Source organism: Chitinophaga sp. 05T412, assembly GCF_056396465.1.
In genome coordinates, this window is the sequence record NZ_JBFTLN010000002.1 from 474,272 (window position 1) to 499,338 (window position 25,067).

Consider the following 25,067-nt stretch of genomic DNA (forward strand, 5'->3'; position numbering starts at 1 on the left):
AAGTTACTACAATTAGCCGAAAGCAAAAAGCCACTGAAGCGAATAACTACAGCACATGATATCCCATATAATCATCTGCTTCAATGGCTTTTTGCTTTCGGCTTTATGCTTTCGGCTTTTCCGTATATATTTGTCCCATGCGTTTATCATTTTTTATTGCTAAAAGAATCGCTTTCAATAAGGGATCTACTTTTTCCAAATTCATTATCAATATTGCAGTTGCCGCTACGGCGATCAGCGTTGCGGTAATGATACTGGCTACAGCATTGGTAAACGGCTTTCAACAGGTAATCCAGGAAAAAATATTCAGCTTCTGGGGACATATTCATGTTAACCAATACCAACCCAATGCGGGTCCTCTTACAGAAGAAATCCCCTTTACCGGAAGAAATAGCCTGATAGACAGCATAAAACTGGCCCCCGGCATCAAAACCGTTAGTAGCTATGCTACCAAGTCGGCCATCGTCAAATCAGAAAAAGAAATAGACGGCATTATCTTTAAAGGAGTAGATAAAAGCTACGACTGGCCACAGTTAAAGCGTTTCCTGCAATCAGGTCAACTGCTACAGTTCAATGATTCAGCTTACTCACCGGAAATTATGATTTCCGAGTACATGGCCAGAGAACTGCAGCTGAAAGTAAATGATAAAGCGATCATATACTTTATTCAGGGCGGCGGATTACCTCCCCGTGCCCGCAAACTAACGGTAACGGGTATCTATAAAACCGGTATCGAAGAATATGATAAAACATACGTGATCGGTGACCTGAACCTGGTGCGTAAGCTCAACGACTGGGAACCCACACAGGTAGGTGGTTACGAAATAACGCTGAACAACTACCATAACATGGATTCTACGGCCATCTATTTATACCATAACCTGTTACCGGAAGAGTTGTTTACCCGCACTGTCAGAGACATCTATCCCAATATATTCGACTGGCTGCAACTACAAAACCAAAACGAATTAATCATCATTATCATTATGACGATAGTGGCTATCATTAACATGATTACGGCTATACTCATCCTGATACTCGAACGTACCAACATGGTGGGCATTACCAAAGCACTGGGGATGCGCAACTGGGATATTCAAAAGGTGTTTATTTTCCAGGCCGCCTACATCATCTTGCTGGGTATTCTGATTGGCGACTTCTTCGGACTGGGCATTGCTTTCCTGCAACAGAGCACCGGCATATTTAAATTACCGGAAGAATCTTATTACATGTCGGTAGCAGCGATCTCTATACATTGGGTAGATATCCTGTTGATCAACATTGGCACCTTCCTCATTTGTACTTTGATTTTGCTGCTACCTTCACTTATCATAAAACGCATCACGCCTGTTAAGGCTATTCAGTTCAAGTAATTATTTCTTACGGGTAACTTTTACATAATCGCGCAGGTAACTGCACTGATTGTATACTTGCTGATAGAACTTCGTCTGGCCAAAATTATCTTTCAATAAAGGAAAATAACGGTTACGTATCAACGCAGTAACGTATTTGTCGTGATCCGTATTTTCAGCGGTATGTTTCTGAGAACAACGGGCAGCCATAAACGCGCATCTGGCCCTGTATTCCCTGTCGGTGCTGGCTTGCGCTGCTTTTAAATAATAGCTTTCTGCGTTATAGCATCCGAAATACTGCTTTTCAAACGGATCTTTGTCACATTTGGATTCGTACCAGAGCGTAGAGGGACGATAATCTTTTACGAAATACCAGGTTTTGCCATAGTAAGAAATGCTGAATAACCCGGACGCATACTCGTAGTAAACATTGGAAGGTACCGGAGCGGTTTTCATTTTTTCTTCTAACTGCACCATGCGTTCGCAAAACTGTTGCTGGGTAATTGGTTTGTTGAAACCAGCCCTGGCAGTGTCTTCTCCAAAATCCTGCAGTTGCTCACGAAATACCTGATAGGAAACAGCCTGTACTGCTGCAGGTACTTTTTTGAACCAGTCGCGCGCATTAGCAAAATCATGTACCCGCATATAGCTTTCTCCAATCACTTTATTCATATTCAGTGATTTTGGGAAGAAGCCCGCCAGGTAAGTTTCATACGGCGTTTTCGTTGGTTGATGCAGGAAATCGTTGAGTTTAAGCAGGTCGGCCGACTTCATATCATCCGTTACCTGACCAATCGCTGTTTGACCGGAAACACCCCAGCCATTCATATACAGAGAATCGCAACGTCCTCTTACCAGCACTTCTTTCACCTGATCGCCTTGCTGATGGTAGCGCGGCGCCAGTACTGCGAATAACAGATTGCGATATGTTTTCCGGAAAATATAGGATTTATCTGTACCGGTCCACCATTCATTCGTTTTAGGATTTTGCGGCGTTTTGCTGTCCAGCCATTTCAAAGAGGCCAGCAGGCTGGATTCAAAGGCATTGTCAATAACCTTCTGTTGATTAATATTCACCAGCAGACGCACTATTTCCCATTGATCTTTCACTGCGGGATCTTTGGTTTTTACTTCGGCTAACTTCGCTTGTGCTGCCGGATAATCTCTGCGGATATAGGAAATATAGGCAGATGATACCCGCCACAGGTCCATATCTTTTAACTGGCCCTTACTCACGAGGCTATCCACCACGGTTTGCAGTGCATTTGTGCGGGTGATTAACGCTTTTTTCTCTTCAGCAGAAGAGCTACGGTAGCTTACGTATCCCGGCTGCGCTTCTTCCAGGGTAGGACTCAGATAGTCACTTTCCATTTTATTGATTTCCCTGGCCAGTAATATATTTAAAGCGGGAGAAGCCGGGTCCAGGGCGTATACCTGCCTTAAGGCGTCAACATCCGGTTCGCTGTTGGCAAAGCCGTAAACCGCTGCTACCATTGCCTTTTCGTGGTTATCCTTACACAGCGGATACACCTGCTTTCGGGTAGTATTGCACCACATCAGGCTGGTAAAGCAGGAAATGCGCAAGGAAGGCGCTTTCTCAAACACACGTGAAAATATATAGGCACTTTGTACGGAATCTTTCAAACGTAGCAGGGCACCGGCTTTCAACGCCAATGCTTTGAAATATACAAGGGAAGACAATTCCTTTCCTTCAAAAAAATGATCAAAAGCGGTAATGGCATCGTGATAATCTTTGCGGTAGTGTTTCAGACGAATCAGCTGAAAGGCATATCTGTCGCGTATATCCTTATCTTTTGCTTTATTCAGCAACTCTTCTCCGGTTTTGTACAGATTACCCAGTAGAATATTATTCCGCTCTGGCACAGACCATGGGTCGGCATTGATCACAGCAGGTTCACAGGTTTTAGCAAATGATAAGTATTGCGCTGCTTCCTGGTTTTTATCTTTCAATAAAAACTGTGCAAAGCTATTCTGCTTCACACTATCCGGTAATGAGTTGTTGCCGGTAGCAATGGCCGACAATTGCTCGGCGGTATAGGTATAAATGCATTCACGTATATCCTTCTCCGTTACCTTACTGCCGGTATAGTTTTGCCAGTCGGCCACATTCGCCGTTTCTTCTGAAGGCGTAGGGTCCGCATAAAACTGCGACATCGAGGTATAATAAAATGGCTCATAGCCTCCGCCTTTCGTCAGTGGGCTAAAGAAGGAAATGTAATAATCGTAAGGGTCTGGATCGGGGCCACACGACAACGTGTAGATCACATTCCCGAAAAAAACAGCAAAAAAGCTAATTAAAAAGGCGGATAATTTCTTGTAGTTCATTCAATGGATATTTTTCAAGCGTCAACGAGTCAAGATGATAAAATATAATAAAAGGATCTTTTGTTTGCAGTTGTTTGGCCACCAGTTTAGCCGCTGCCGTCAATGCGGCCGGGTCGCTGGTTTCCCTTCGGATAACACTTCCTTTCGTGAGCGGATAGCCATTCAGTATGGTGTCTTGCAGTACCGTGTATAGGTTAGAGGGGCCTGGGGCAAAAAGCTTTGCATTTCTCAATTCCGGTGCGCCAACATTCCTTAAAATTCCTGCATACCCAACATCACGGCGGAATAAAACACTCCATTCGAAAAGCGGTAATGCGATATCCAAAGGTAAGGGATATTCCGTCACCCTGCTATCTCCCAGATAGGAGTCCATTACTTCCGGGTCAAGGATAGAGTTATGCGTGCCGGGTTTACGCAGATCTCCCATATTATAGCACATCAGCAAGCCCTTATCTACCGGCGGAATACCGGCACGGGTAGTATATTTCACCTGATACATACGGATGGTGGCGGAAATACGTCGCTGCCGGAAGAAAGGTGTTTGTTTGATTTGCCTGATAAAAGAGAAATAGGCATCGCGGGTGCCCTGGGTCCAGTCGCAGTCCAGCTGTATTTCCGGAATCCTCGCTCCCGGGATGCTGTCGCATAGCCCGGCTATTAACCTGGCCACATTGCCGGCCAGTGTACTGTCCGCCTTTACCCATACTTCATTCATCAGGAATACCACGGGAACGATATCCACATTCGCCGGTAAGGGCGCTGTTTTCCTGAAAATAGCTATTGGTACCGGGGCTTTGGTCACCTCATCGAGGTCTACATCAAACAATTTAATGTATAAACGCTTTGCCGGCAGCTGGTCAACATATCGCTGCTCCTGGGGGTTGCCCGTCCAGGTTTGTTTCCAGTAATAAAAGGCAGGCGTTACTTTCCCACGATGCGTAGGCTGATGACAAGCCGCCATTAATAATAACAAGGTAATAAAACAGATGCGGGGTATCATGACAGATTAAATAAGCAGGCGGCCACAGATAATACCTGCTGCTACTGCAGCATTCAATGATTCAGCACCGCCGAGGCGGGGGATGGTGATCCGGTGGGTAGCCAGGCGAATCACTTCTTCCGTTAATCCCCTTCCTTCATTACCAATCAGGATAACCCCTTCTTTCATGACCCGAAAATCAGCGATGTTCTGACCATGTAAAGTTGCTGCGTAAGAAGGCAGGGAAGTTTGTTGTAATAATTCCCGGATATCGTACTCGGCTATACGTACCCGTATGATGCTACCCATGGTAGCCTGAATTGTTTTAGGATTATATACATCCACGCAATCAGGGGAACAAATAATCTGCGTAATGCCAAACCAGTCGGCAATACGAATCAGTGTACCCATATTACCCGGGTCCTGTATGGCTTCCAGCGCCAGCACTACCGTGCCGGCTGCCGGCAAAGGATCAACCGGTGCAGGCATGTCCAGTAAAGCCATAGCCCTGTTAGGCGTAGTGAGCGACGACAATTGTTTCAGTACCGCTATATCCACTGTTACTACTGCACCCGCAGGCAACCTATCCAGCAACGCAGTATGCTGCTCCAGCCAATCGGCTGTTGCAAATACTCCTTTCACGGGCATGCCCGCCTGTAGCAGCTCCTGTACGATCTTATCACCCTCGGCTACATACTGGCTGGATTTTTGCCTGTTTTTTTTGTGCTGTAATGATTGAATATATTTAATTTGCGCCTTTGACAACATGGGACCAAACCTACACGTTTTCTTTTAATCAGCCAAGTAGCGGCATGGTTCCTGGTTTGTTCAGCATGGCTTTTAACACTACTAATAACGTTTTCACCCGTGATGCAGCTGCTTCCCAAATCCAGAATTTTACTGCTGAAAAAATGGCTGCTATTAGCGGTAATATTCACGTTGGCAGCATGCTCCAATACAAAATACCTCCAGAAAGATCAAACACTCTACACCAATAGTAAAGTGGATGTACAAGGAGAAATACTCAGCGCCGAAAAACAGGACCTCCGCAGCTCCCTCTCCTCTAAATCGCTGATGACACAGCAACCCAACAAAAAATTACTGACCACCCGCATAAAAGTATGGCTCTATAACCAGAAGTATAATGAGAAAAAATCAAACTGGTTCTGGAACCTCGTACTGGCAAAAAGAAATCTCGAAGAACCGGTAGCATACGATTCTACTAAATCCGTAGAATCAGTTACCCGTATGACCAGCTATCTCCATAACCAGGGATTCTTCTACGCTACCGTAAACTATGATTCCAAAACCAAACATAGAAAAACCAATGTCACCTACCATGTGAACACCGGCAGAAACTTCGTGATAGATAAAGTGACCTACGTTGTTCCGGATACCGCCATTTTAAATATTGTAAAAGCCAATGAGAACCTATCCCTGGTACGTAAAGGCGTAGTGTTCAAATCGTCCACACTGGGCAGTGAAAGGGAAAGACTCACCCGCCTCATCAGAGATGCCGGCTACTACAAATTTAACCGCGATGCGATTGAATACAGTGTAGATACCCTGAATAAAGCCCTCTTCCGCAATAGCCTCAACCCTTTCGAGGGATTTGTGAATATCTTCAACGAAAATAAGGGAAGGGAAAAACTGACCATGGACGTGGAAATCCACATCAAAAATCCGGAAGACACCCTCACCGCCTGGCAACAATACCACATCGGTAAAATATACGCCTACCCTGATTATTCGCTGAATGGCAACCCGAACGACAGCACCCTGAAACATGACGACCGCAAGTATATCAACATCCGTTATCACCAGGAAATTCTACGACCTAAAATTCTTTCCAAATCAATACTCCTGCGGCCGGGAGAAAATTATTCCATACAGCAATACAACAATGCCATCAATAAATTATATGATATCGGTATCTGGCAATTTGTAACATTACAATATAAAGAGCCCAAAGATTCCGCTAAAACCCTGGATGCGTATGTATTTCTTACCCCACGCCGCAAACAGGAACTGGGGGTAAGCTTTGAGTTAAGTAACAGCTCCGACTATACGCTGGGATCTGGTATTACACTCAACTACCGGCATATTAATTTAAACAGAACCGCCACCCAGTTTGGGATGAGCCTCAATACCGGTATAGAACTGGTGAAACAACAATCCGGATGGGACCTCCAGTCCAAACAATTTGGCGGAGAGGTAAGTCTTACCTGGCCACGTTTTGCGCTGCCATTCCATATCAAACAATCTGCCCGGTCGAACGTGAAAACCCGGTTGATACTGGGGGCTAACTACCTGTCGCGCATCGAAAAATTTGACGTAAAAAGCATCAACGCCTCCTATGGCTACGATTGGAACGAAACGGCTTACAAACGCTGGATTATCCGCCCCATCACGTTAAACTATGTGGGTGTAACGTTGAACCCTACGTTCCGTGATAGCATCGTAAATACCAACCCTTACCTGAAACGTAGCTTTGAACCGGCATTAATTGGTGGAGAAAGTGTGTCTTTCATTTTTAACAACCAGGACCTGCTGCATCAACGCCACTACAGCTATTTCAGGATAAACCTGGAAGAATCAGGCCTATGGCTCAGCGGTATCAACAGTGTGATGAACAGCATTTCCGGTTCCAAAACCAACCTGGAAACACTGACCAGTGTAAATATCTCCAACTTCGTAAAACTGGAAGCTGATTACCGCCATTTCTGGAAGCTGGGCATCCATAGTGGTTTGGCCRCCAGGGCTTATGCAGGCATCGGTATTCCCTATAGTCATTCACAGGTATTGCCTTACATCAGGCAGTTTACCTCTGGTGGTCCCAATAGTATCCGGGCGTTCCGCTTACGTACACTGGGTCCCGGCGCCTATAAAGACACCYCCGCCACCGCACAGACTTTCCCCGACCAAACCGGCGACATGAAGCTGGAAGGCAATGTGGAATATCGTTTCGACCTGTTGAGAATGTTCGGAGGTAGTGTAAACCTGAAAGGCGCCACCTTCGTGGATATGGGAAATATCTGGATGATCCGGAAAGATTCCACCAGGCCCGGCTCGGAATTCCAATTCAACCAGTTATATCATGATCTGGCAATAGGAACCGGTGCGGGCCTGCGGTTAGATTTCTCTTTCTTCCTCATCCGCGTGGATTGGGGTATTCCACTGAAAGTACCCTACTTTACCGGTAATAAAAACGGCTGGTATTTAGGTCAATGGGATTTGAAAGATGGCAAATGGCGGCGGGATAATATTATCTGGAATATCGCTATTGGTTATCCGTTTTAGGTACCGTGTTGGCAGCAATGAAATCGGCCATATCAGTAGCATCCGACAACTTGAAATTACCAATCCTGGTTCTGCATAAACTACTTAGATAAGCGCCGCAACCCAGTGTGGCGCCATAATCATTCGCCAAAGAACGTATATACGTACCCGTGCTACATACTACCCTGAAATGTACTTCCGGCAATGCTATTTTGGTGATCTCAAATTCGGTAATCGTCAATTTACGTGGCTCTACTTTCACATCTACACCTTTTCTGGCCAGCAAATAAATAGGCTTACCATTTTGTTTAATAGCAGAATGTATAGGAGGGAATTGCATGATTTCACCGATAAAAGGCTGTGTAGCAGCTAATATAGCGGCTTCATCGAGGTGACTGATCTCTTTAAAATTTTCCGGTTCAGATTCTTTGTCGAAAGTAGGCGTAGTTGCGCCTAATGTAAAAGTGCCGGTATATTCTTTTTCCTGTGCCTGGTACTCATTAATTTTTTTGGTCATTTTTCCGGTGCAGCAAATGAGCAAACCGGTAGCAAGCGGGTCCAGTGTGCCGGCATGACCTATTTTAGCTTTGGTGGTGTTCCTTATTTTACGCACTACATCGAAGGAAGTCCATGTCAGTGGCTTATTAATCAATATCACTGCTCCTTCCTGGTAATTAATATTTTCGTTCGTTTGCATGCCGCAAAGATAGGAAATAGCTGTTAGCCATTAGCGCTTAGCTTTTAGTCAATACAACTGCGACTATAATCAAAAGTTAAAAGCTAGCAGCTTTTTACTAAATTCACGGAATTTTCAAATACATGGCATTAGAACATCACTTAGACGCAACACTACGGCACAAGCAACAGGTAGATAACTCGCGCGACTACGTACTGCCATTCATTCAGCAGGAATTCCCTCAACTGGAGGGCTTGCGTGTAATGGAGGTGGGATGTGGGGAAGGCGGTGTATTGACCCCGTTCCTGGAAAAAGGCTGTAATTGTGTAGGCGTGGACCTTGCACCTGACCGTATCGAACTGGCGAAAAACTTCCTTCAAAAATACCTGGATGGCGGACAATTAAAACTGATCGCCAAAAACATCTATGACCTCGACTTCCTGGGAGAATTTCAACATTCCTTTGATGTCATTATTTTGAAAGATGCMATTGAACACATTCCTGACCAGGAAAAAATTATTGGACACCTGAAGCAATTACTCACGCCACGCGGGCAGGTATATTTCGGGTTCCCACCCTGGTACATGCCTCATGGAGGACATCAGCAGATTTGTCATAATAAATTTCTCAGCATGATTCCGTATATCCACCTTCTGCCCAAACCGCTATACAAAGGGGTATTACGCATGTTTGGGGAAGGAGATCGGGTAGTCGTAGACCTGATGGATGTAAAGTCTACCGGTATTTCCATCGAGCGATTTGAACGCATTGTAAAACGGCAACAGTATAAAATTACGCAGCGTCGTTTCTACCTGATCAATCCCATTTACAAATATAAATTCGGGGTAAGCGCAAGAGTGCAGTGGAAGCCGATTGCAGCGATTCCTTTTGTCAGGAACTTCGTGACCACCTGTATGTATTATATGATTAAGCCCCAACAGAACGGGGAAGCATAAGGCATAAAGCCGAAAGTAAAAAGCTATTGAGGCGAATGATCAAAGCGGATATAATTCGCTAAGTTCATTCGCCTCAATAGCTTTTTACTTTCGGCTTTGTTTACAGATGCTTTAGCATCTATACTTTCTGCTCTGTCCATATGTCCCACGAAGCTTCTGCCTGCAGGATCAGCATTTCATGGCCATTCTTAATGGTCGCTCCCTGTGCAGCGCCCCGTTGTAAAAAGGCTGTTTCTGCCGGGTTGTAAACGAGATCATACAGCAGATGACGGGAAGTAAGGTATTGATAAGGTATTTCAGGGAAGGTATCTATTTTGGGATACATCCCTAAAGGGGTGGTATTTACAATAATGGTATGTGCAGCCATGGTAGCCTCATCCAGGGCATCATAAGTAATAGTACCATTACTTGCCTGCCGGCTTACCACGGTATAAGTGATATTAAGTTGCTCCAGCGCATACATAATGGCTTTGGCCGCGCCGCCGGTACCTAATACCAGCGCCTGGGTATGATGCGCTTGCAGCAGGGGTTGCAGCGATTTAGTAAACCCAATCACATCGGTGTTATAGCCGGTTTTCCTTCCATCTTTCAAATGAATACAATTCACGGCGCCGATTTGCGCGGCGGCTTTGCTCAACTCATCCAGGAAAGGGATCACTACTTCTTTATATGGGATGGTGACGTTGAGTCCGTGTAATTGCGGATGTTGTTCCCACAGGGCCGTAAATTCGGAAATACCGGGGATCGGAAAGTTTTCGTACACGCTGTCAGTGATCTGTTCTTTTTCAAACTTCTCTTTAAAGAACCCTTTGGAGAAAGAGTGGCTAAGTGGGTAGCCTATGAGTCCGTAAATCTTCATGAAGCGATAATTAGAATTACGAATTACGAATTACGAATTACGGATTTGTGGGTAGAAGGTAAACGCGAAGATTCCCTTCGCTTATATCTGCCCACAAATCCGTAATTCGTAATTCGTAATTCGTAATTATTTATAAAACTATTCTCTATCTAAAAACAGGTTAAAGGTATCTCCTCTTAAGCCAATACGCATGGCTTCCAGGGAAATCACTTCATTTGGTGCGAGGTTACCGAGGTTGGCGTTGCAACCTACCAGTTCCAGGAAATAAAGCTGTTGGGCTTTCTGAGGCGCTTCCCAGATAATTTTCTCGGCAGGGATCTGGGTCAGAATTTCCTGTACCAGGCCTTCACGTACTTCACCACTACCGCGATAAATACCAACGTTACCGCTTTCACGGGCTTCAGCAATTACATAAGTAGCGCCGGCAGCCAGTTCAGCACGCATCAGTTCAATCCATTTATAGGGAGGGATGATGTGTTCGGCATCTTTAGAGCCTACTTCGCTCAACACCAATCCAATTTTGGCCAATTTTTCAATGTAGCCACATTTTTCTGCATGTGGGATGGTAATAGAGCCGTCAGATACTTCCATGTAGCTGATGCCGTAATCTTTTACCACGTTGATGTATTCTTCAAACTGGTTGCGGATAACAAACGCTTCAAACAAAGTACCACCAAAGTATACGGGAATATTTGCCGCCTGGTAAAGTTCAATTTTTGCGCGCAGGTTAGGCGTTACGAAGGCAGTGCCAAAACCGAGCTTCAGGATATCAATGTGCGGACCTGCTGCCGATAAAAAATTTCGTGCTTCTTCCAAACTCAGGCCTTTATCCATTACCATGGTCAATCCATGCGTACGGGGCTTCTTTGTCCTTTCCGGGATTTGTGTCAGATTAAAATTCATTTGAAATATTTTTATCTTCTTATTTGGTCAGTAAAACACATACTAATTTTCGCCAGGCACTTCGGGATAGCGTAGATGCAATTTTAGTAACCGGAAATACTGTTGACTTTTGTCCATGACAATTAAAAGCCGGCGCAAAAATAAGAAGTATACTTTATTTTATTAAAGTAAATAACACTGGTTAACGTTTACGGCGATATTGTGCTATCAAATCGACCACACTCACATGCTGTAACACAGCAGGGTCAAGCTCTACGAGTTTTTTAACAATTTTAGGCGCTTGTTGCAGGGCAGTTTCCAGATGCAACAGTCCTTCTTTGGTTTTCCCCATAGCAATCAGGATGGCGGCCCGGTAGTAGATAAATATAGGCTTACGGCCGGCCTTTTCCTCTGCTATAGACAGCTGTACCAGGGCTTCTTCCAGGAATCCGGACACATACAAGCCTTTTAACAGCTCCTGCCAGGTAACGGCGCTCTTAGGGCGGGTACGCACGGCGTTCATAAAATGAACCAGTGCATCTTTATTTTTACCCAGCTCCAGGTAGCACTCACCCAGGCTCATATTATACTCTGCGTTGGTTTTATTGATTTTAAGGGCGCTCAGCAACGATTTCACGGCATTTTCCCAATTTGCCTCCATCATATACGCCACGGCGATCTTGTAATACAGCTTATCGTCGTTGGGGCTCAGATGCGACGCCTTACGGTAGTAGTACCGGGCCTGGGTAAATTTGCGTTGTCTTTCGTAGCAATGGCCAATCGCCTCATAGATCACGTCCTCTGGTTTGGCTATTTCCAGGTGTTTCTGCAGCACTTCTATGGCTTCGGCATACTTACGCAGGCGGATATACGCATCTCCCATATTCCGGTAGGCATAATCGAACTTCTCGTCAATAGCTACGGCATATTGGTAAGCGTCTATGGCTTTTTCATACAACTTCAATCCCTGAAAAGCCGTACCCAGGTTGAACCAGGCCAGCTGATTGAAAGGATGTTCGTCTATGATGGCGTTATGCAGGCGGATACTTTCTTCATTACGACCCGTAAACTCCGTCCAGAAGCAAATCTTATGGAGGGCTTCTTCACTGTTGGGATCATATTCCAGGGCCATTTTCAGGCAATCGAACACTTTTTCAAATTCTTCCCAGTCGTCATACACATCAGCCAGCTCCAGTAATAATTCCGTCCGGTCTTCCCCTGAAAATTGCTCTATCTGCTCTTCCAGCACACTGGCGGCTTTCTGGTGCTGATTCAGCGCCAGGTAAACATCCGTTTGAAGTATATAAAGATTAATATCAGTGCGGTCGAGTACTTCTGCTTTTTCCAGTAAATCCAGGGCTTCCTTATACTTTTTGGTTTCTATCAGTAAGTTGGCTTTTTTTAGCAGTAAGGTAGAAGAGTAGGGGAATTGTTCGATGGCTATTTCGGCGGCCTGCAATGCGATCGGCATTTCGTCATGCTCGTCATAATAGTCTATGATCTGCTCAAATGAATCTTCGTCCAAAAAAGAATGAGACTTACCAGCCCTGAGGTTTTCAAACTGCTGCAACAAGTCTCTCAGATCATCAAAATCTTCGTTTAAAAAGGAAAAGTCTTTACTCATTAATGTAAATATAGTACTTTTATTTATGCCCAAATCTGGGGGCTTCACAACCTTTTAAATATTTTTTAACAATTCTTTGTGATTTAATCGTATCTTGCGTTAAGAATTTGTTATATAATATATCAAAAAGTTTGTACATTTGTGTTACAATGAAAGCGAAAACAAACATATCACGCACTTTTTCATTGTCTTGCTTGTTAGCGGGCGCTTTGGCGTTTTTTGCTCTCAATGCGCTGGCAAATAGTAGCTTTTTGCCTTCCGATAATAATAAAGACAAAACGAAAAAAACGGCCGACAGTCCTCATTTTGAGTTGACTACAGCCATTCCGAAGACGAGTTTAAGCCTGGATGCAGGTTACCGTTATTCCGGAACGTTCAGCTCTGCCTTTAAGTTTAATACCAACACCGTTGTTAATAACTACAATAATGTCATTAATCTGAAAGCGGTTACCACCTACACCAAGGGCAATGTCACCTACGTGGTGCCTACCAATGTCCAGGTACAGTCACAGCCGCCGGGTAACATGAACTTCCAGAAGTTGCAGATCATTCTGCCACTCAAAAAGGGATAATAAATTCTACGTTTCTTCAATTACAATATGGGCCGGTTAATAACCGGCTCTTTTTTTTGCCCGTATTTTCCATTTTTTGATATTTTCCGGAGAAGTAGTACGCTCCGGAGTTCATATGCTGCAATTTATACCAATGGCAATTACTCGCATTTTAACCCCTGTTTTTGCCGGGATCAGAACAGGTTAGGGCATTTACATCCGGATGTATAAACCGGTGCTGTTTGGCCTTCTTTTTCAGTCAGGTGAAAGGAGAATAGTTTGGAGCTGGAATTAGGTTAAAAACAGTTAAATCTTCCCAAAAAGACGCAAAAATCTATATTGCGATGATCGAAAAGGATATAAAGTATCCTATAAAGTTTGTTGGTTTTTTCGGAAGATATTAAACGTCCAGCGCGTTCCTGGCATCAATTGATGCCCCTTTATGACGCCAAAAAGTATCAAATCTTCCGAAAAACATAACAATTACATATTCTTCAACTCCTCCTGACTTACCTCTTTATACCCCGTTTTAGGCACATCAAAATAAGAAGCAGGAATTGGATACAAATCTACTTTAGTAGCAATAACCCTGGTTTTAGCGCCTGTTTTGGTCAGGATCTCAAACTCCAGCGGGATGCCTTTCAGGTTCACAAAACGACGGTTATATTGCCTGTTTTCCGGCACCAGGTCCACAGCATAGAACACCTCAAAAGTTTGCCCATCCGGCATAGTGCCAATGGCTTTTCTGCAGGTATACCCTGCTATGTCCTTTGTTTCTGTCTGGTCTTTGAACTGTATATTCTCATACTGCTTCAAATCCTTATTGTACTGGTCTTTCCCGGCGCGGATCAGGTACTTATTCCCATGCTGATCAATCAGCGTGGTCATAGTTTCTGTTTTGCTGTTAATGAGATAAGTATAATGAACGATGTTGAAATTCATGTCTATTCTGCTCAGTGGCCCGCGCAGATATTGTGTAAAGGTGCTTCCTTCCAGCATAGCATCCATTTGCAGCTGCTCCGGCGGCAGCTCCATCTTGTATACAATTTTTGCATCTGAAACAATGCGTTGCGCCAGTAATGAACCCGCGCAGCAAGTCAGGATAAAAGTGAATATCAACCGGTATGACATAGTATGGTGTATTAGTTGAATGGTGGTATAGTTAAGGCGGATAAACTAACTACCAGGTAAACTTTTCTTTATTTAAAAATGCGGCGATACCGCGTTTACAATCGTCGTGCCCACGGGTAGCGGCATTCAATTCTGCAGCAAGCTGCAACCCATCCTTTAATGGTAAGTCCAACACTGTGCCAATCAATTTTTTGGTTACTTTCAGAGAGTTGGCAGAAGCATCCTTACACAGGCTGCTGGCCACTTTAGCTACATAGGCGCCTATTTCCGCTGCTGGTACTACCGCAGTAATTAATCCATCGGAAGCCGCTTTTTCAGCGGTGACCAGCTTTCCGGTTAATAACAATTCCCTGGACCGCCCCTCCCCTATTTTGCGAACCAGGAAAACCGCTACCAGCGCCGGGATAAATCCAATCTTCACTTCTGAATAACCCATTAAGGCCTCCGGTACAGCATAACTCAGGTCGCAGAGTGTTACCAGTCCGCAGCCCCCTGCTATGGCGTGTCCTTCCACCTGGKCAATTACAATCTTGTCAAGGTCGTAAATCTCCCGGAATAGCTGCATCAGTTCGCGGGAATCAGCGAGATTTTCATCGTAAGTATTCTTTTGCAGTTGCTGCAGGTATTCCAGGTCGGCGCCAGCGCAAAATGCCTCGCCATTTCCTTTCAATACCACCACTTTTACGGCTTCATCTGCTGCTGCAGCACGAAAAGCTTCCCTTAACTCCGCTACCAGCTGGCCATTCAGCGCATTACGCTTCTCCGGCCGGTTCAATGCAATGGTGGCAACCCGCGCTGCCACCGAATATTCTAAAAAAGAAAATGCCATAAACAAAGAATTATAAAAACAACCTTGTTTATGGCAATCTAAGCAAAAAAAATTTAATGGGTAATCTCTTGTATTACCTGACCTACGTTACCGCTAGGCATCTGAATATGTAATAATGCCGCCAGTGTTGGTGTGATGTCTGTCATACCAACGGTACGATTGGTTTTACCTGGTTGAATACCCCATCCCATCCATACCAGTGGAATATGCGCGTCATATGGATACCATAAACCGTGTGTGGTTCCGGTTTTACCACCATCAATATAGCCGGGAGTCAATACCAACTGGATATCGCCGCTTCTTTTGGTATTAAATCCGTTATTCATCATGGTACGCATAGGCTCCGGTAAATTGGTCACCATCAGATTTTCTATCGGGAAAGCTTTCGCAATAGCCGGTGATTTCAGCAAACGGGCCATGATAAACTGACGGATCTCGTTTTCATTTTTACCTGCTGCACTAATGCCATCGTGATCCAACCACAGCTGGTAGTTATCAGATCCTTTTACAACACCTTTCACCCCAAACTTAGCAGCCACCTGCTCGTTCAGGTCTTTTACCGCTGCCTGCTCATCCCAGGTACCACCGGGCAGTTTATTTTCTTCCAGGAAGCCTGGTACATGTGCCACTCCATGATCTGCGGTGATAAAGAAGAGGTATTGGCCTTTACCCACGCGGGCATCCAGATACTTGAAGAGTGTAGCCAGGTCCTGATCCAGGCGCAAATAGGTATCTTCTACTTCAATAGAGTTAGGCCCAAACTGGTGTCCTACGTAATCGGTAGAAGAAAGGCTGATGGCCATAAAATCAGTGACGTCTCCTTTACCCATATCATACGCCTCCATGGCCTTTTTAGCAAATTCCAGGGTCATGGTATTTCCAAAAGGAGAAGCCGAAATTGCTGTATTGGAGATATCAGCAAGGGTGTGTGGGAAAGAGGTATTGGTGGCGTTTTTATACTTGCCTTCGTAAGGTTTTTCGTCAACAGTGCTGAGGGTATAGGTAGATACCGGATACAGGGTAGTCCACGGTTTGCTCAGATATTGCTTAGGATATTGCTGTTGATTGAATTCCTGCGCCCATGATGGTAATTCTTTCATATACCAGGTGCTGGTAACCCAGTTGCCGGTGCTGCCATCATACCAGAAAGCCGCGTTGGCACTGTGTCCGGCAGGCAAAATAGCGCCACGATCTTTAATCGCTACCCCAAGTACTTTACTCTGGAAGTTGTTAGATAAGCGGAGTTCATCGCCGATAGTGGTTACCAGCATATTGCGCGGGCTCATTTTACCAGCGGCTGAAGTGCTGCCCACAGTGGTAACAGTGGTATCTTCCGCACAATATACCGTGCGGCCCAGCTCCGGACTATACCAGGAATTTCCGATAATACCATGAATAGCCGGTACAGAACCGGTATATACGCAGGTGTGACCACAAGCTGTGATAGTAGGCGTATAATTTATGAGGGTATTTTCGCAGGAAAAGCCTTCCTGTAACAGGCGTTTAAATCCACCAGCGCCATAACGGTTACCATAGCGGTAAAGATAGTCCCAGCGCATCTGATCTACCACTACGCCTACTACCAGCTTAGGTTTGGCAGACATTTTGGAAGGTTTAGCGGCCACGTGGTGATTAAATGGTTTGGGAGAAGTGGCTTTCTGCGCCTGCACAGCTGAAGCAGAGAATAGCAGGACACCTGTCAGGAAATGTGTAAATTTCATTAGATTATAAATATTTAAAAGTACCTGAAATACAACGAGATAAGGCATCGTTATGTAACAAATAATTTGTTTACAACGAGATGCCAAATGTAAACCAAGATTACAAAAACTAATATTTTAATACCTTTGTGTCCATTTTGAAAGGAATGAATTAACCATTACATAATATATCGTATGGATATTTTCGAGAAACTGCTGAAACATCTGGGCCCTATCGGGGAACATTCAGACAGAGCCCATGGCTATTTCGCATTTCCTAAACTGGAAGGTGAAATAGGTCCCCGCATGAAATTCCGGGGCAATGACAAAATTGTGTGGAGCCTTAACAACTACCTGGGGTTAGCCAACCACCCGGAAGTGCGGGCTACTGATGCGAAAGCCGCCGCTGATTACGGCATGGCCTCTCCAATGGGAGCGCGTATGATGAGTGGTAACACCAACTACCATGAGCAGCTGGAAAATGAATTGTCCGACTACATGGGCAAAGAAGCTACTACTTTATTAAACTATGGCTACCAGGGTATCATGAGTGCAATTGATGCCATTGTTGGTCGCAGAGATGTAATCGTATACGATGCAGAGTGCCACGCCAGTATCCTGGATGGTTTACGCCTGCACCCGGGCAAACGTTATGTATTTAAGCATAACGACATGGAAGATTTCGACAAGCAGATGAAACGTGCTACTGAACTGGCTAAAACCCAGGGCGGTGGTATTCTCGTGGTAACAGAAGGCGTATTCGGTATGGCCGGTGACCAGGGTAAACTGAAAGAAATTGCTGCTTTTAAAGATAAATATGAATTCCGCCTGCTGGTAGATGACGCCCACGGCTTCGGTACCATGGGTAAAACCGGTGCTGGTACTGGTGAAGAGCAAGGTGTACAGGACCAAATCGATTTGCTGTTCAATACCTTCGCGAAATCCGGTGCGTCTATCGGTGCTTTCATCAGCGGTGAAAAAGCGATCATCAACTACCTGCGCTACAATATGCGCTCGCAGATTTTCGCTAAATCTATTCCATTACCTATCGTTATCGGACACCTGAAACGTGTGCAGCTGATGCGTCAGCATCCTGAAATGAAAGCGAAATTGTGGGAGAATGTGAATAAACTGCAGAATGGCTTGAAAGAACGCGGTTTCAATATCGGCAGAACCAATTCTCCGGTAACTCCGATTTACCTGCAGGGCGATATTCCGGAAGCAACCGCTATGTGCCTCGATCTGCGCGAAAACTATAACATTTTCTGCTCTATCGTGGTATATCCGGTAATTCCTAAAGGACAAATCATTTACCGCCTGATCCCAACCGCTGCCCACAGCGATGAAGATATTGAACTGACCCTCAAGGCGTTCAGCGAAACCAAGGCGAAACTGGATGAGAAAGTTTACCAGGTAGCGGAAATTCCAATGGTATAACCGTCAACTTGCTATAATATTAAAAGCCTTCCTGCTCTTCAGGAAGGCTTTTCTATTTAAAATGGGAAAAGGCAGCGTAAAAGGTGGTATAGGTAGCCAAACATCCAAAGGAACGGAAAAAGAAGCATAAAAAGTCTTCGCTGCCCTACTACTTTGTTCCTTTGAGGGAAAACAAAAGGGCTGACGTTAATCAGCCCTTACTTCAAATCGTTCTTTCACTAGGTGTAATTTTTCATTAGATTTCATCAGGACATGGTAGAGAACAAATGGTTTTCATAGAAATTGGAATAACCAAGTGATTCCAAATATTTTATAAAATAGGTTTTATTTTAATTCAGTATTTCTTTTCATTGATGCTTATCAAAAATAGGCGAGATTTTAGCATTTTCCATAACACGTAAGTTGGATTTTGTTAACAGCTTGTTAAAGATTAACACTGCGGTAATATATCACCTAAATGTAAAAAGGCCCATTTTTTCCTAATCTGATTAAAAAATTTCCCTTTTGCGTAACAACTTCCCGGGCACACCGTGATAACTTTGCGGCGGAAGCAAAACATATTCAGGCTTTTAACCATAAAAGCAAGGCCGCATTCAGTGTCTATAGCACATTCGTTGTTTCGCCAACTGGATATCATCATCTAATAAGGGGTTTATTAAACGATTTGCATTGAAAATTCAATGGAGTAAACAATTTTTCCGGATACACCGGATTACGGGATTAATAGCTGGCATCCTGCTATTGCTGTTAAGCATAACCGGCAGCATGCTCGTTTTCAGCGATGAAATAGACCATGCACTCTACACCGAAGCCTATCACATTACACCCGGCACTACCCCCAAACCGCTGCAGGACCTGATGCAGGATGCCCGCCAGTCGCTTCCCGGCAATCCTTACCTCATCGTTATCCGGCTACCACAGGCACCCGATGAAAGCATTGTGATGAGAGCGGAGTATACTGCCGACCACAAGGTATACATCTTGCTAAATCCCTATACCGGTAAAATATTACAGCAATACGCCAATACAGACCATTTCACGGGCTATGTGCTCTACCTGCACTTTACCCTGCTGAATGGTAAAACCGGGGCTACTATCATACTCATAGCAGGAATAGGGCTATTCCTTTCGGTGCTGACCGGACTGTTTATTTACCGGAACGCTGTGATAAAAGTGCTGACCTTCCGGGTAAAACTGGAATGGCAGAACCGCACCCGGCGCTGGCGCAACCTGCACCGCATCATCGGTGTGTGGGCACTACTCTTTAATCTACTCATCGCCTTTACCGGCTTTATGATGGAACTAAAAGTGCTGGATAGCCGGAAAAGTCCCAAAGCCCCGCTCACGGCTGTTCCCTTCTCCGGCGATTATGAGCCCCTGTTGATGAAAGCACAAGTCAGCATACCCGGCTTCAAAATCATGGGCGTTCGCCCACCCAAAAAAGCCGGTGATCCCATCCGGATACTGGGTCACGCCCGGGAATCTGCCTTCTTCGGCGAATATTCCTCCTCCGTATTCATCAATGCCGATGGCACCGTTAAAAAAACAGTGAACTTCAGCAAAGCTTCCTTTGGCGATAAATTCAATGCCTGCATAGCCCCGCTCCACTTCGGCAATTATGGCGGCATCTTACTAAAAATCATTTATTCACTCCTTGCCTTAACCCCAGGCGTACTCTCCGTTTCAGGCTTCCTGATCTGGTACCGCAGAAAATATATTATTAAAATACACAACAGGATATAGTAATAGATATGAAGAAGATTTTTGTTTTGGGGATGGTGTTAATGATGGCTACTTTACAATTAGCCGCGCAAAGCATACAAGGCACTATTAAAGATACCGCGCAAACAGCTGTGCCACTGCTGAGGATTTATCTTTCCGGCACACAGAAACACGCGGTAACCGGCGCCAATGGCCAATTTACCATCAACGATGTAAAACCAGGCACGTATACCTTACTGGCAGCCGGTATCGGCTTCCAGACACTGGAACAATCCATTATCGTAAAAGAAGGGACCAATCCCCTGCAGCTCACCATACAACCTTCAGATGTAGGCCTCAACGAAGTTGTAGTGACCGCCAGCCGTAACAAGGAAACACTGGGTACCGTGCCTTCCTCCATTACCATTATTTCCKGGAAACAACTACGCGAACAAAGCGCCATCACTACAGATATCAACCAGCTGCTCAGTATGAATGTACCGGGTTTGACACTGGGTACCAATACCTCCACCAACAAGGGCCAAACCCTCCGTGGACGCGGCATGCTTATTATGATTGATGGTATCCCACAATCTACTCCGCTACGCAACGGCGATAAAGATATGCGTAGTATAGACGTTTCCGTTATTGAAAGAGTGGAAGTAATTAAAGGATCTACGGCTATTTATGGTAACGGCGCCGATGGTGGTATCGTTAACTTCATTACCATCAAAGCCAACCAGAACAAGCGTTTCAGCGGTACTACTGATGTAAGCAGCGCCGGTTCCCTGCTGCATCCTTCCAACACCATTGGCGGCCGCATCTCACAAAACTTTACCGGCAAACTCAACAAATTTGATTACGTGGCCAGCGGCACCTACGAACAAACCGGTGTGGTGAAAGATGCAGACGGCGTTATCATTGCGCCTTTCCAGTCGCTCGCACAAAATAAAAACGTTAATCTCTTCGCCAAACTTGGCTATGATATCAACGCCAACAGCCGCATTGAAGTGATGTACAATTACTACCGTACCATGCAATACAGCAGCTATGTAGACTCTTCCACCGGTAAATTTGGCGAAGCGCCGATTATTGGCGTGAAAGGCAGCAACCCCGGCGACAAACAAGGCACTCCGTATAACCATAACGCCTATATTAATTATACCAACAAAGACATTTTCAAAAATACTTCACTCAACGTAAACCTTTATTATCAAAGCTTTTACACGGTTTTTGAATATTCCGATTTCTATGCACCTCCCGGCAACTCTGCGATTGTTTCCAAAAAAATGGGCGCAAGAATAAACTTCAATACGGTTTTCAATTTCCATCCGAATGTATTCGGTGATGTCACCTGGGGTGTAGACATCCTGAACGATAAAACCTCCCAGCCGCTCACCGATGGCCGTGGTTTTGTACCAGAGATGAATATGAAGAACTATGCGCCTTATGCACAGTTAAAAACTTATCTCTTTAAAGACTTCCTGGTAAAAGCAGGCGTACGATATGAAAATATTTCCCTGAACATTCCTGATTATACCACCATTAAATTCGGCAACTATGCCGGTGGTGTATTTGTAAAAGGTGGCAACCTCCCTTACGAAGCGCTGGTATTCAATGCAGGCTTACGTTATACCAAATTCCCGGTATTCAATCCGTTCGTAAGTTATTCACAGAGCTTTTCGCTGTATGACCTGGGCCGTACCCTGCGCCTGGCCAAAGCCGTATCTAATGGGGCTACCAGTATTAAAACCATTGAAACAGAAGCCATTATTACCAACAACTACGAAGCAGGCTTCAACAGTAATATTGGCAAATTCAATGCTTCCGGTTCCTATTTTATCAGTACTTCCAACCTGGGTACCAGTTTGAAAGATGTAAACGGGGTAGCCATGCCGGAGCGTGCTCCTGAAAGAGTGGAAGGCTTTGAATTAACAGCCGGTTACCAGTTCCTGCCTAACCTGTCTGCCAATGCTTCTTACGCACATGTGGAAGGTAAAAAAGATGTAAACGGCGTGCATACCTGGTTACCTACTACCCGCATTTCTCCGGATAAGATGACCATCAATGTGAACTACTCGCCGCTGAAGCAATGGGATCTGGGGGTATACTATATCTACTCAGGTGTACGTAAGCGCTTCGACATTAATCCTACCACGAAGCAATATGACCTGGGCAACGGACCTGTCGGTGATTTTTCTCTTGTTAATTTCTATACTGCCTGGCGTTTCAACAAAGCCATCGCTATTCGTTTAGGTGTGGATAACCTCCTGAACGCCGACTACTACCCGGTAATGTCGCAAGGAAGGGTGCGCACGGATTCTTATATTAAAGGTAGTGGCGCCAGGTTTAATGTAGGGTTTAAATATTCATTTTAAAAAGAGCTAAAAGCTGAAAGCCGAAAGCAAAAAGCTATAAAAGCGAATGACCTGAGCGTATGAGTTTGAATACTCGCTCAGGTCATTCGCTTTTATAGCTTTTTGCTTTCGGCTTTCAGCCTTATGCTTTCTTCATGATTTCTTCGATCGCTGTATCGTAGGTATTTTTCCAGGTGGATACAGTACCCCAGTCTTCACCATTTACTTTGATGTGACTGCCGGTAACAACACCCAGTTTCTCGTGACGTACAGAGTTATCGGAAGCGTCTACGAGGCTGTGCATCAGTGCTTCGAACTTCTCTTTATCTTCCGGCTTAACGGTTACGACTACACGGCTCTGGCTTTCACCAAACAGGTAAGCATCTTTACGGAATTTATTGTTGGTAGTCAGTTCAAAGCCCAGACCTTGTGGCATAGCGCTTTCCAGCAGGGTAACGAATAAACCGCCATCGCTCACGTCGTGTGCAGAGCGGATCAGTCCTGCTTTGTTCAGTTTAGTAATTGCCTTGTGCAATTGCAGTTCTTCCTCGAGGTTGAAATGCGGTGCAGGGCTATATTCTATACCGATGATTTTGTGCAGGTATTCAGAGCTGCTGATATCGTTGCGGCTGCGGCCGATGAGATATACCAGGTGACCTTCTGCTTTGAAATCGAGGGTGATACGTTGGTCCATGCTATCCAGGATACCCACCATACCGATGGTTGGTGTTGGATATACTGGTCCGTCTGGTGACTGGTTGTAGAAGCTCACGTTACCACCGGTAACAGGTGTATTGAACTTGCGGCAGGCTTCACCCATACCTTGTACAGCGTGTACAAACTGGTAGTAAACTTCCGGATCATAAGGATTACCGAAGTTCAGACAGTTGGTAATAGCCACTGGCTCACCACCAGAGCAAACGATGTTACGGGCAGCTTCTGCTACAGCAATTTGTCCGCCTTTATGAGGATCAGCAAATACATAGCGACCGTTACAGTCGGTAGTCATTGCCAATGCTTTCTTAGTTGGTTTTACCAACACGATAGACGCATCGCTTGGTGCGTTGGTGCTGGCGTTAGCCGTACCTACCATGCTATCGTACTGGTTGTATACCCAGCGTTTAGAAGCGATGTTAGGCAATGCCACCATTCTTTCTGCTACAAACTGAGGGTTGTCTGTATCAGGGATATTCTGGATATCGAATGCTTTTACTTTAGCGAAGTAAGCTGGTTCTGTGTAAGCGCGGTGATATTGGGGAGCGCCGCCACCCAGTACCAGACTTTCAGCAGGAACATCTGCTTCCAGTTCGCCGTCCATATAGAACTTCAGATTTTTATCTTTGGTTACTTCACCGATTTGTACGCAGTGCAGATCCCATTTTTCGAAGATATCCAATACTGCTTTCTCTTCACCTTTCTTTACTACGATCAGCATACGCTCCTGGCTTTCGCTCAGCAGCATTTCCCAGCCTTTCATATCTTTCTGGCGGGTAGGTACTTTATCTAACCAGATATGCATACCATGTTCGCCTTTAGCACTCATTTCAGCAGTAGAGCAAGTGATACCGGCAGCGCCCATATCCTGCATACCTACAATAGCACCTGTTTTAATGATTTCCAGGCAGGCTTCCAGTAATTTCTTTTCCTGGAATGGATCGCCTACTTGTACTGCTGGTAAGTCTTCCACGCTGTCTTCTGTGATATTGGCAGAAGCAAATGATGCACCACCGATACCGTCTTTTCCGGTAGCAGAACCTACAATGAAAACAGGATTGCCTTCACCGTGGGAAGTAGCGGAAACAGTTTGACCTACTTTTACGATACCGGCGCTGAATGCGTTTACCAGTGGGTTGGTACCGTAGCAGTCTTCGAAATATACTTCGCCACCTACGGTAGGAACGCCGAAGCAGTTACCATAGTGACCTATACCATGCACCACACCTTTTACGAGATGTTGTGTTTTCTTATCATTAATATTACCGAAGCGCAGGGAGTTCATGGCAGCAATTGGTCTTGCGCCCATGGTGAATATATCGCGGTGAATACCACCAACTCCGGTAGCTGCACCCTGGAAAGGTTCGATAGCGGAAGGGTGGTTATGCGATTCTATTTTAAATACCACTGCATAGCCATCGCCAATATCTACCAGACCGGCATTTTCTTCACCTGCTTTTACCAGCAGTCTTTCTCCGTCGCGTGGCAGGGATTTCAGCCAAACGATTGAGTTTTTGTAGGAGCAGTGTTCACTCCACATTACAGAATACATACTTAATTCTGTAAAGTTGGGGGTACGGCCTAAAATAGATATAATTCGTTCAAACTCGTCAGCGGTAAGTCCTAGCTGTTCAGCAATTTCTACGGTGGTTTGCATGTATTTAAGTATAAAAAACGAGTAATTTAAAAGAAGT

Annotated in this window: 18 protein-coding genes; 7 read left to right on the forward strand and 11 right to left on the reverse strand. The window is 44.9% G+C overall.

Annotation, left to right across the window (positions count from 1 at the left end):
- Positions 1–137 precede the first annotated feature (137 nt).
- On the forward strand, positions 138–1,373 hold the full coding sequence (locus tag AC1DFM_RS05580; protein WP_477075729.1) for an FtsX-like permease family protein: 1,236 nt from the start codon (positions 138–140) through the stop codon (positions 1,371–1,373).
- Here the strand turns inward: AC1DFM_RS05580 and AC1DFM_RS05585 are convergent, their stop codons facing one another.
- The 3 genes from AC1DFM_RS05585 to AC1DFM_RS05595 are packed head-to-tail and all read right to left on the reverse strand — an operon-like array spanning position 1,374 to position 5,445.
- Positions 1,374–3,698: a hypothetical protein gene (locus AC1DFM_RS05585; protein ID WP_477075730.1), complete on the reverse strand. Its 2,325-nt coding sequence runs from the start codon at positions 3,696–3,698 to the stop codon at positions 1,374–1,376. It abuts the gene before it with no gap.
- Entirely contained in the window at positions 3,664–4,698 is a 1,035-nt protein-coding gene (locus AC1DFM_RS05590; RefSeq protein WP_477075731.1) for a hypothetical protein, read from the reverse strand. Before AC1DFM_RS05590 ends, AC1DFM_RS05585 begins: the two co-directional genes overlap by 35 nt.
- 6 nt (positions 4,699–4,704) lie before the next feature.
- Complete coding sequence (locus tag AC1DFM_RS05595) at positions 4,705–5,445, reverse strand: TrmH family RNA methyltransferase (RefSeq protein WP_477075732.1); 741 nt, start codon at positions 5,443–5,445, stop codon at positions 4,705–4,707.
- A gap of 102 nt (positions 5,446–5,547) precedes the next feature.
- Here AC1DFM_RS05595 and tamL point away from each other — a divergent pair, with 102 nt between their 5' ends.
- Entirely contained in the window at positions 5,548–7,977 is a 2,430-nt protein-coding gene (tamL, locus tag AC1DFM_RS05600; protein ID WP_477076032.1) for a translocation and assembly module lipoprotein TamL, read from the forward strand.
- Here tamL and truB read toward each other — a convergent pair.
- Positions 7,958–8,653, reverse strand: a complete 696-nt coding sequence (truB, locus tag AC1DFM_RS05605) for a tRNA pseudouridine(55) synthase TruB (RefSeq protein WP_477075733.1) — start codon at positions 8,651–8,653, stop codon at positions 7,958–7,960. The genes tamL and truB overlap by 20 nt on opposite strands.
- A gap of 122 nt (positions 8,654–8,775) precedes the next feature.
- On the opposite strand from truB, the gene AC1DFM_RS05610 reads away from it, so the two are divergent.
- Positions 8,776–9,588, forward strand: coding sequence for a class I SAM-dependent methyltransferase (locus AC1DFM_RS05610; RefSeq protein ID WP_477075734.1), 813 nt, complete (start codon positions 8,776–8,778; stop codon positions 9,586–9,588).
- 118 nt (positions 9,589–9,706) lie between these two features.
- On the opposite strand, the gene AC1DFM_RS05615 is transcribed toward AC1DFM_RS05610, so the two are convergent.
- The 3 genes from AC1DFM_RS05615 to AC1DFM_RS05625 all read right to left on the reverse strand — a co-directional run bounded on the left by AC1DFM_RS05615 (position 9,707) and on the right by AC1DFM_RS05625 (position 12,953).
- The gene (locus tag AC1DFM_RS05615; RefSeq protein ID WP_477075735.1) at positions 9,707–10,447 is read right to left on the reverse strand and encodes a shikimate dehydrogenase family protein; all 741 of its coding nucleotides are present in this window, start codon (positions 10,445–10,447) and stop codon (positions 9,707–9,709) included.
- Positions 10,448–10,585: 138 nt separating this feature from the next.
- Positions 10,586–11,350: a phosphosulfolactate synthase gene (locus tag AC1DFM_RS05620; protein WP_477075736.1), complete on the reverse strand. Its 765-nt coding sequence runs from the start codon at positions 11,348–11,350 to the stop codon at positions 10,586–10,588.
- A gap of 181 nt (positions 11,351–11,531) precedes the next feature.
- Positions 11,532–12,953, reverse strand: a complete 1,422-nt coding sequence (locus AC1DFM_RS05625) for a tetratricopeptide repeat protein (protein WP_477075737.1) — start codon at positions 12,951–12,953, stop codon at positions 11,532–11,534.
- A 149-nt stretch (positions 12,954–13,102) separates the two neighbouring features.
- Between AC1DFM_RS05625 and AC1DFM_RS05630 the strand changes: the two genes are divergently transcribed.
- Positions 13,103–13,525 (forward strand): hypothetical protein, encoded by a 423-nt coding sequence (locus tag AC1DFM_RS05630; RefSeq protein WP_477075738.1) that lies wholly within the window; start codon positions 13,103–13,105, stop codon positions 13,523–13,525.
- Positions 13,526–13,987: 462 nt separating this feature from the next.
- Here the strand turns inward: AC1DFM_RS05630 and AC1DFM_RS05635 are convergent, their stop codons facing one another.
- The 3 genes from AC1DFM_RS05635 to pafA are packed head-to-tail and all read right to left on the reverse strand — an operon-like array spanning position 13,988 to position 17,185.
- Positions 13,988–14,635: a hypothetical protein gene (locus AC1DFM_RS05635; RefSeq protein WP_477075739.1), complete on the reverse strand. Its 648-nt coding sequence runs from the start codon at positions 14,633–14,635 to the stop codon at positions 13,988–13,990.
- A gap of 49 nt (positions 14,636–14,684) precedes the next feature.
- On the reverse strand, positions 14,685–15,464 hold the full coding sequence (locus tag AC1DFM_RS05640; RefSeq protein WP_477075740.1) for an enoyl-CoA hydratase/isomerase family protein: 780 nt from the start codon (positions 15,462–15,464) through the stop codon (positions 14,685–14,687).
- A gap of 53 nt (positions 15,465–15,517) precedes the next feature.
- Complete coding sequence (gene pafA / locus AC1DFM_RS05645; protein WP_477075741.1) at positions 15,518–17,185, reverse strand: alkaline phosphatase PafA; 1,668 nt, start codon at positions 17,183–17,185, stop codon at positions 15,518–15,520.
- Between the two features lie 174 nt (positions 17,186–17,359).
- Between pafA and AC1DFM_RS05650 the strand changes: the two genes are divergently transcribed.
- From AC1DFM_RS05650 to AC1DFM_RS05660, 3 genes are all read left to right on the forward strand, one after another.
- Positions 17,360–18,601, forward strand: coding sequence for an aminotransferase class I/II-fold pyridoxal phosphate-dependent enzyme (locus AC1DFM_RS05650; protein ID WP_477075742.1), 1,242 nt, complete (start codon positions 17,360–17,362; stop codon positions 18,599–18,601).
- A gap of 669 nt (positions 18,602–19,270) precedes the next feature.
- Positions 19,271–20,344, forward strand: a complete 1,074-nt coding sequence (locus tag AC1DFM_RS05655) for a PepSY-associated TM helix domain-containing protein (RefSeq protein WP_477075743.1) — start codon at positions 19,271–19,273, stop codon at positions 20,342–20,344.
- 8 nt (positions 20,345–20,352) lie between these two features.
- Positions 20,353–22,680 (forward strand): TonB-dependent receptor, encoded by a 2,328-nt coding sequence (locus AC1DFM_RS05660; RefSeq protein ID WP_477075744.1) that lies wholly within the window; start codon positions 20,353–20,355, stop codon positions 22,678–22,680.
- A gap of 121 nt (positions 22,681–22,801) precedes the next feature.
- Here AC1DFM_RS05660 and purL read toward each other — a convergent pair whose 3' ends face one another.
- Positions 22,802–25,030, reverse strand: a complete 2,229-nt coding sequence (purL, locus tag AC1DFM_RS05665) for a phosphoribosylformylglycinamidine synthase subunit PurL (RefSeq protein WP_477075745.1) — start codon at positions 25,028–25,030, stop codon at positions 22,802–22,804.
- Positions 25,031–25,067 lie beyond the last annotated feature (37 nt).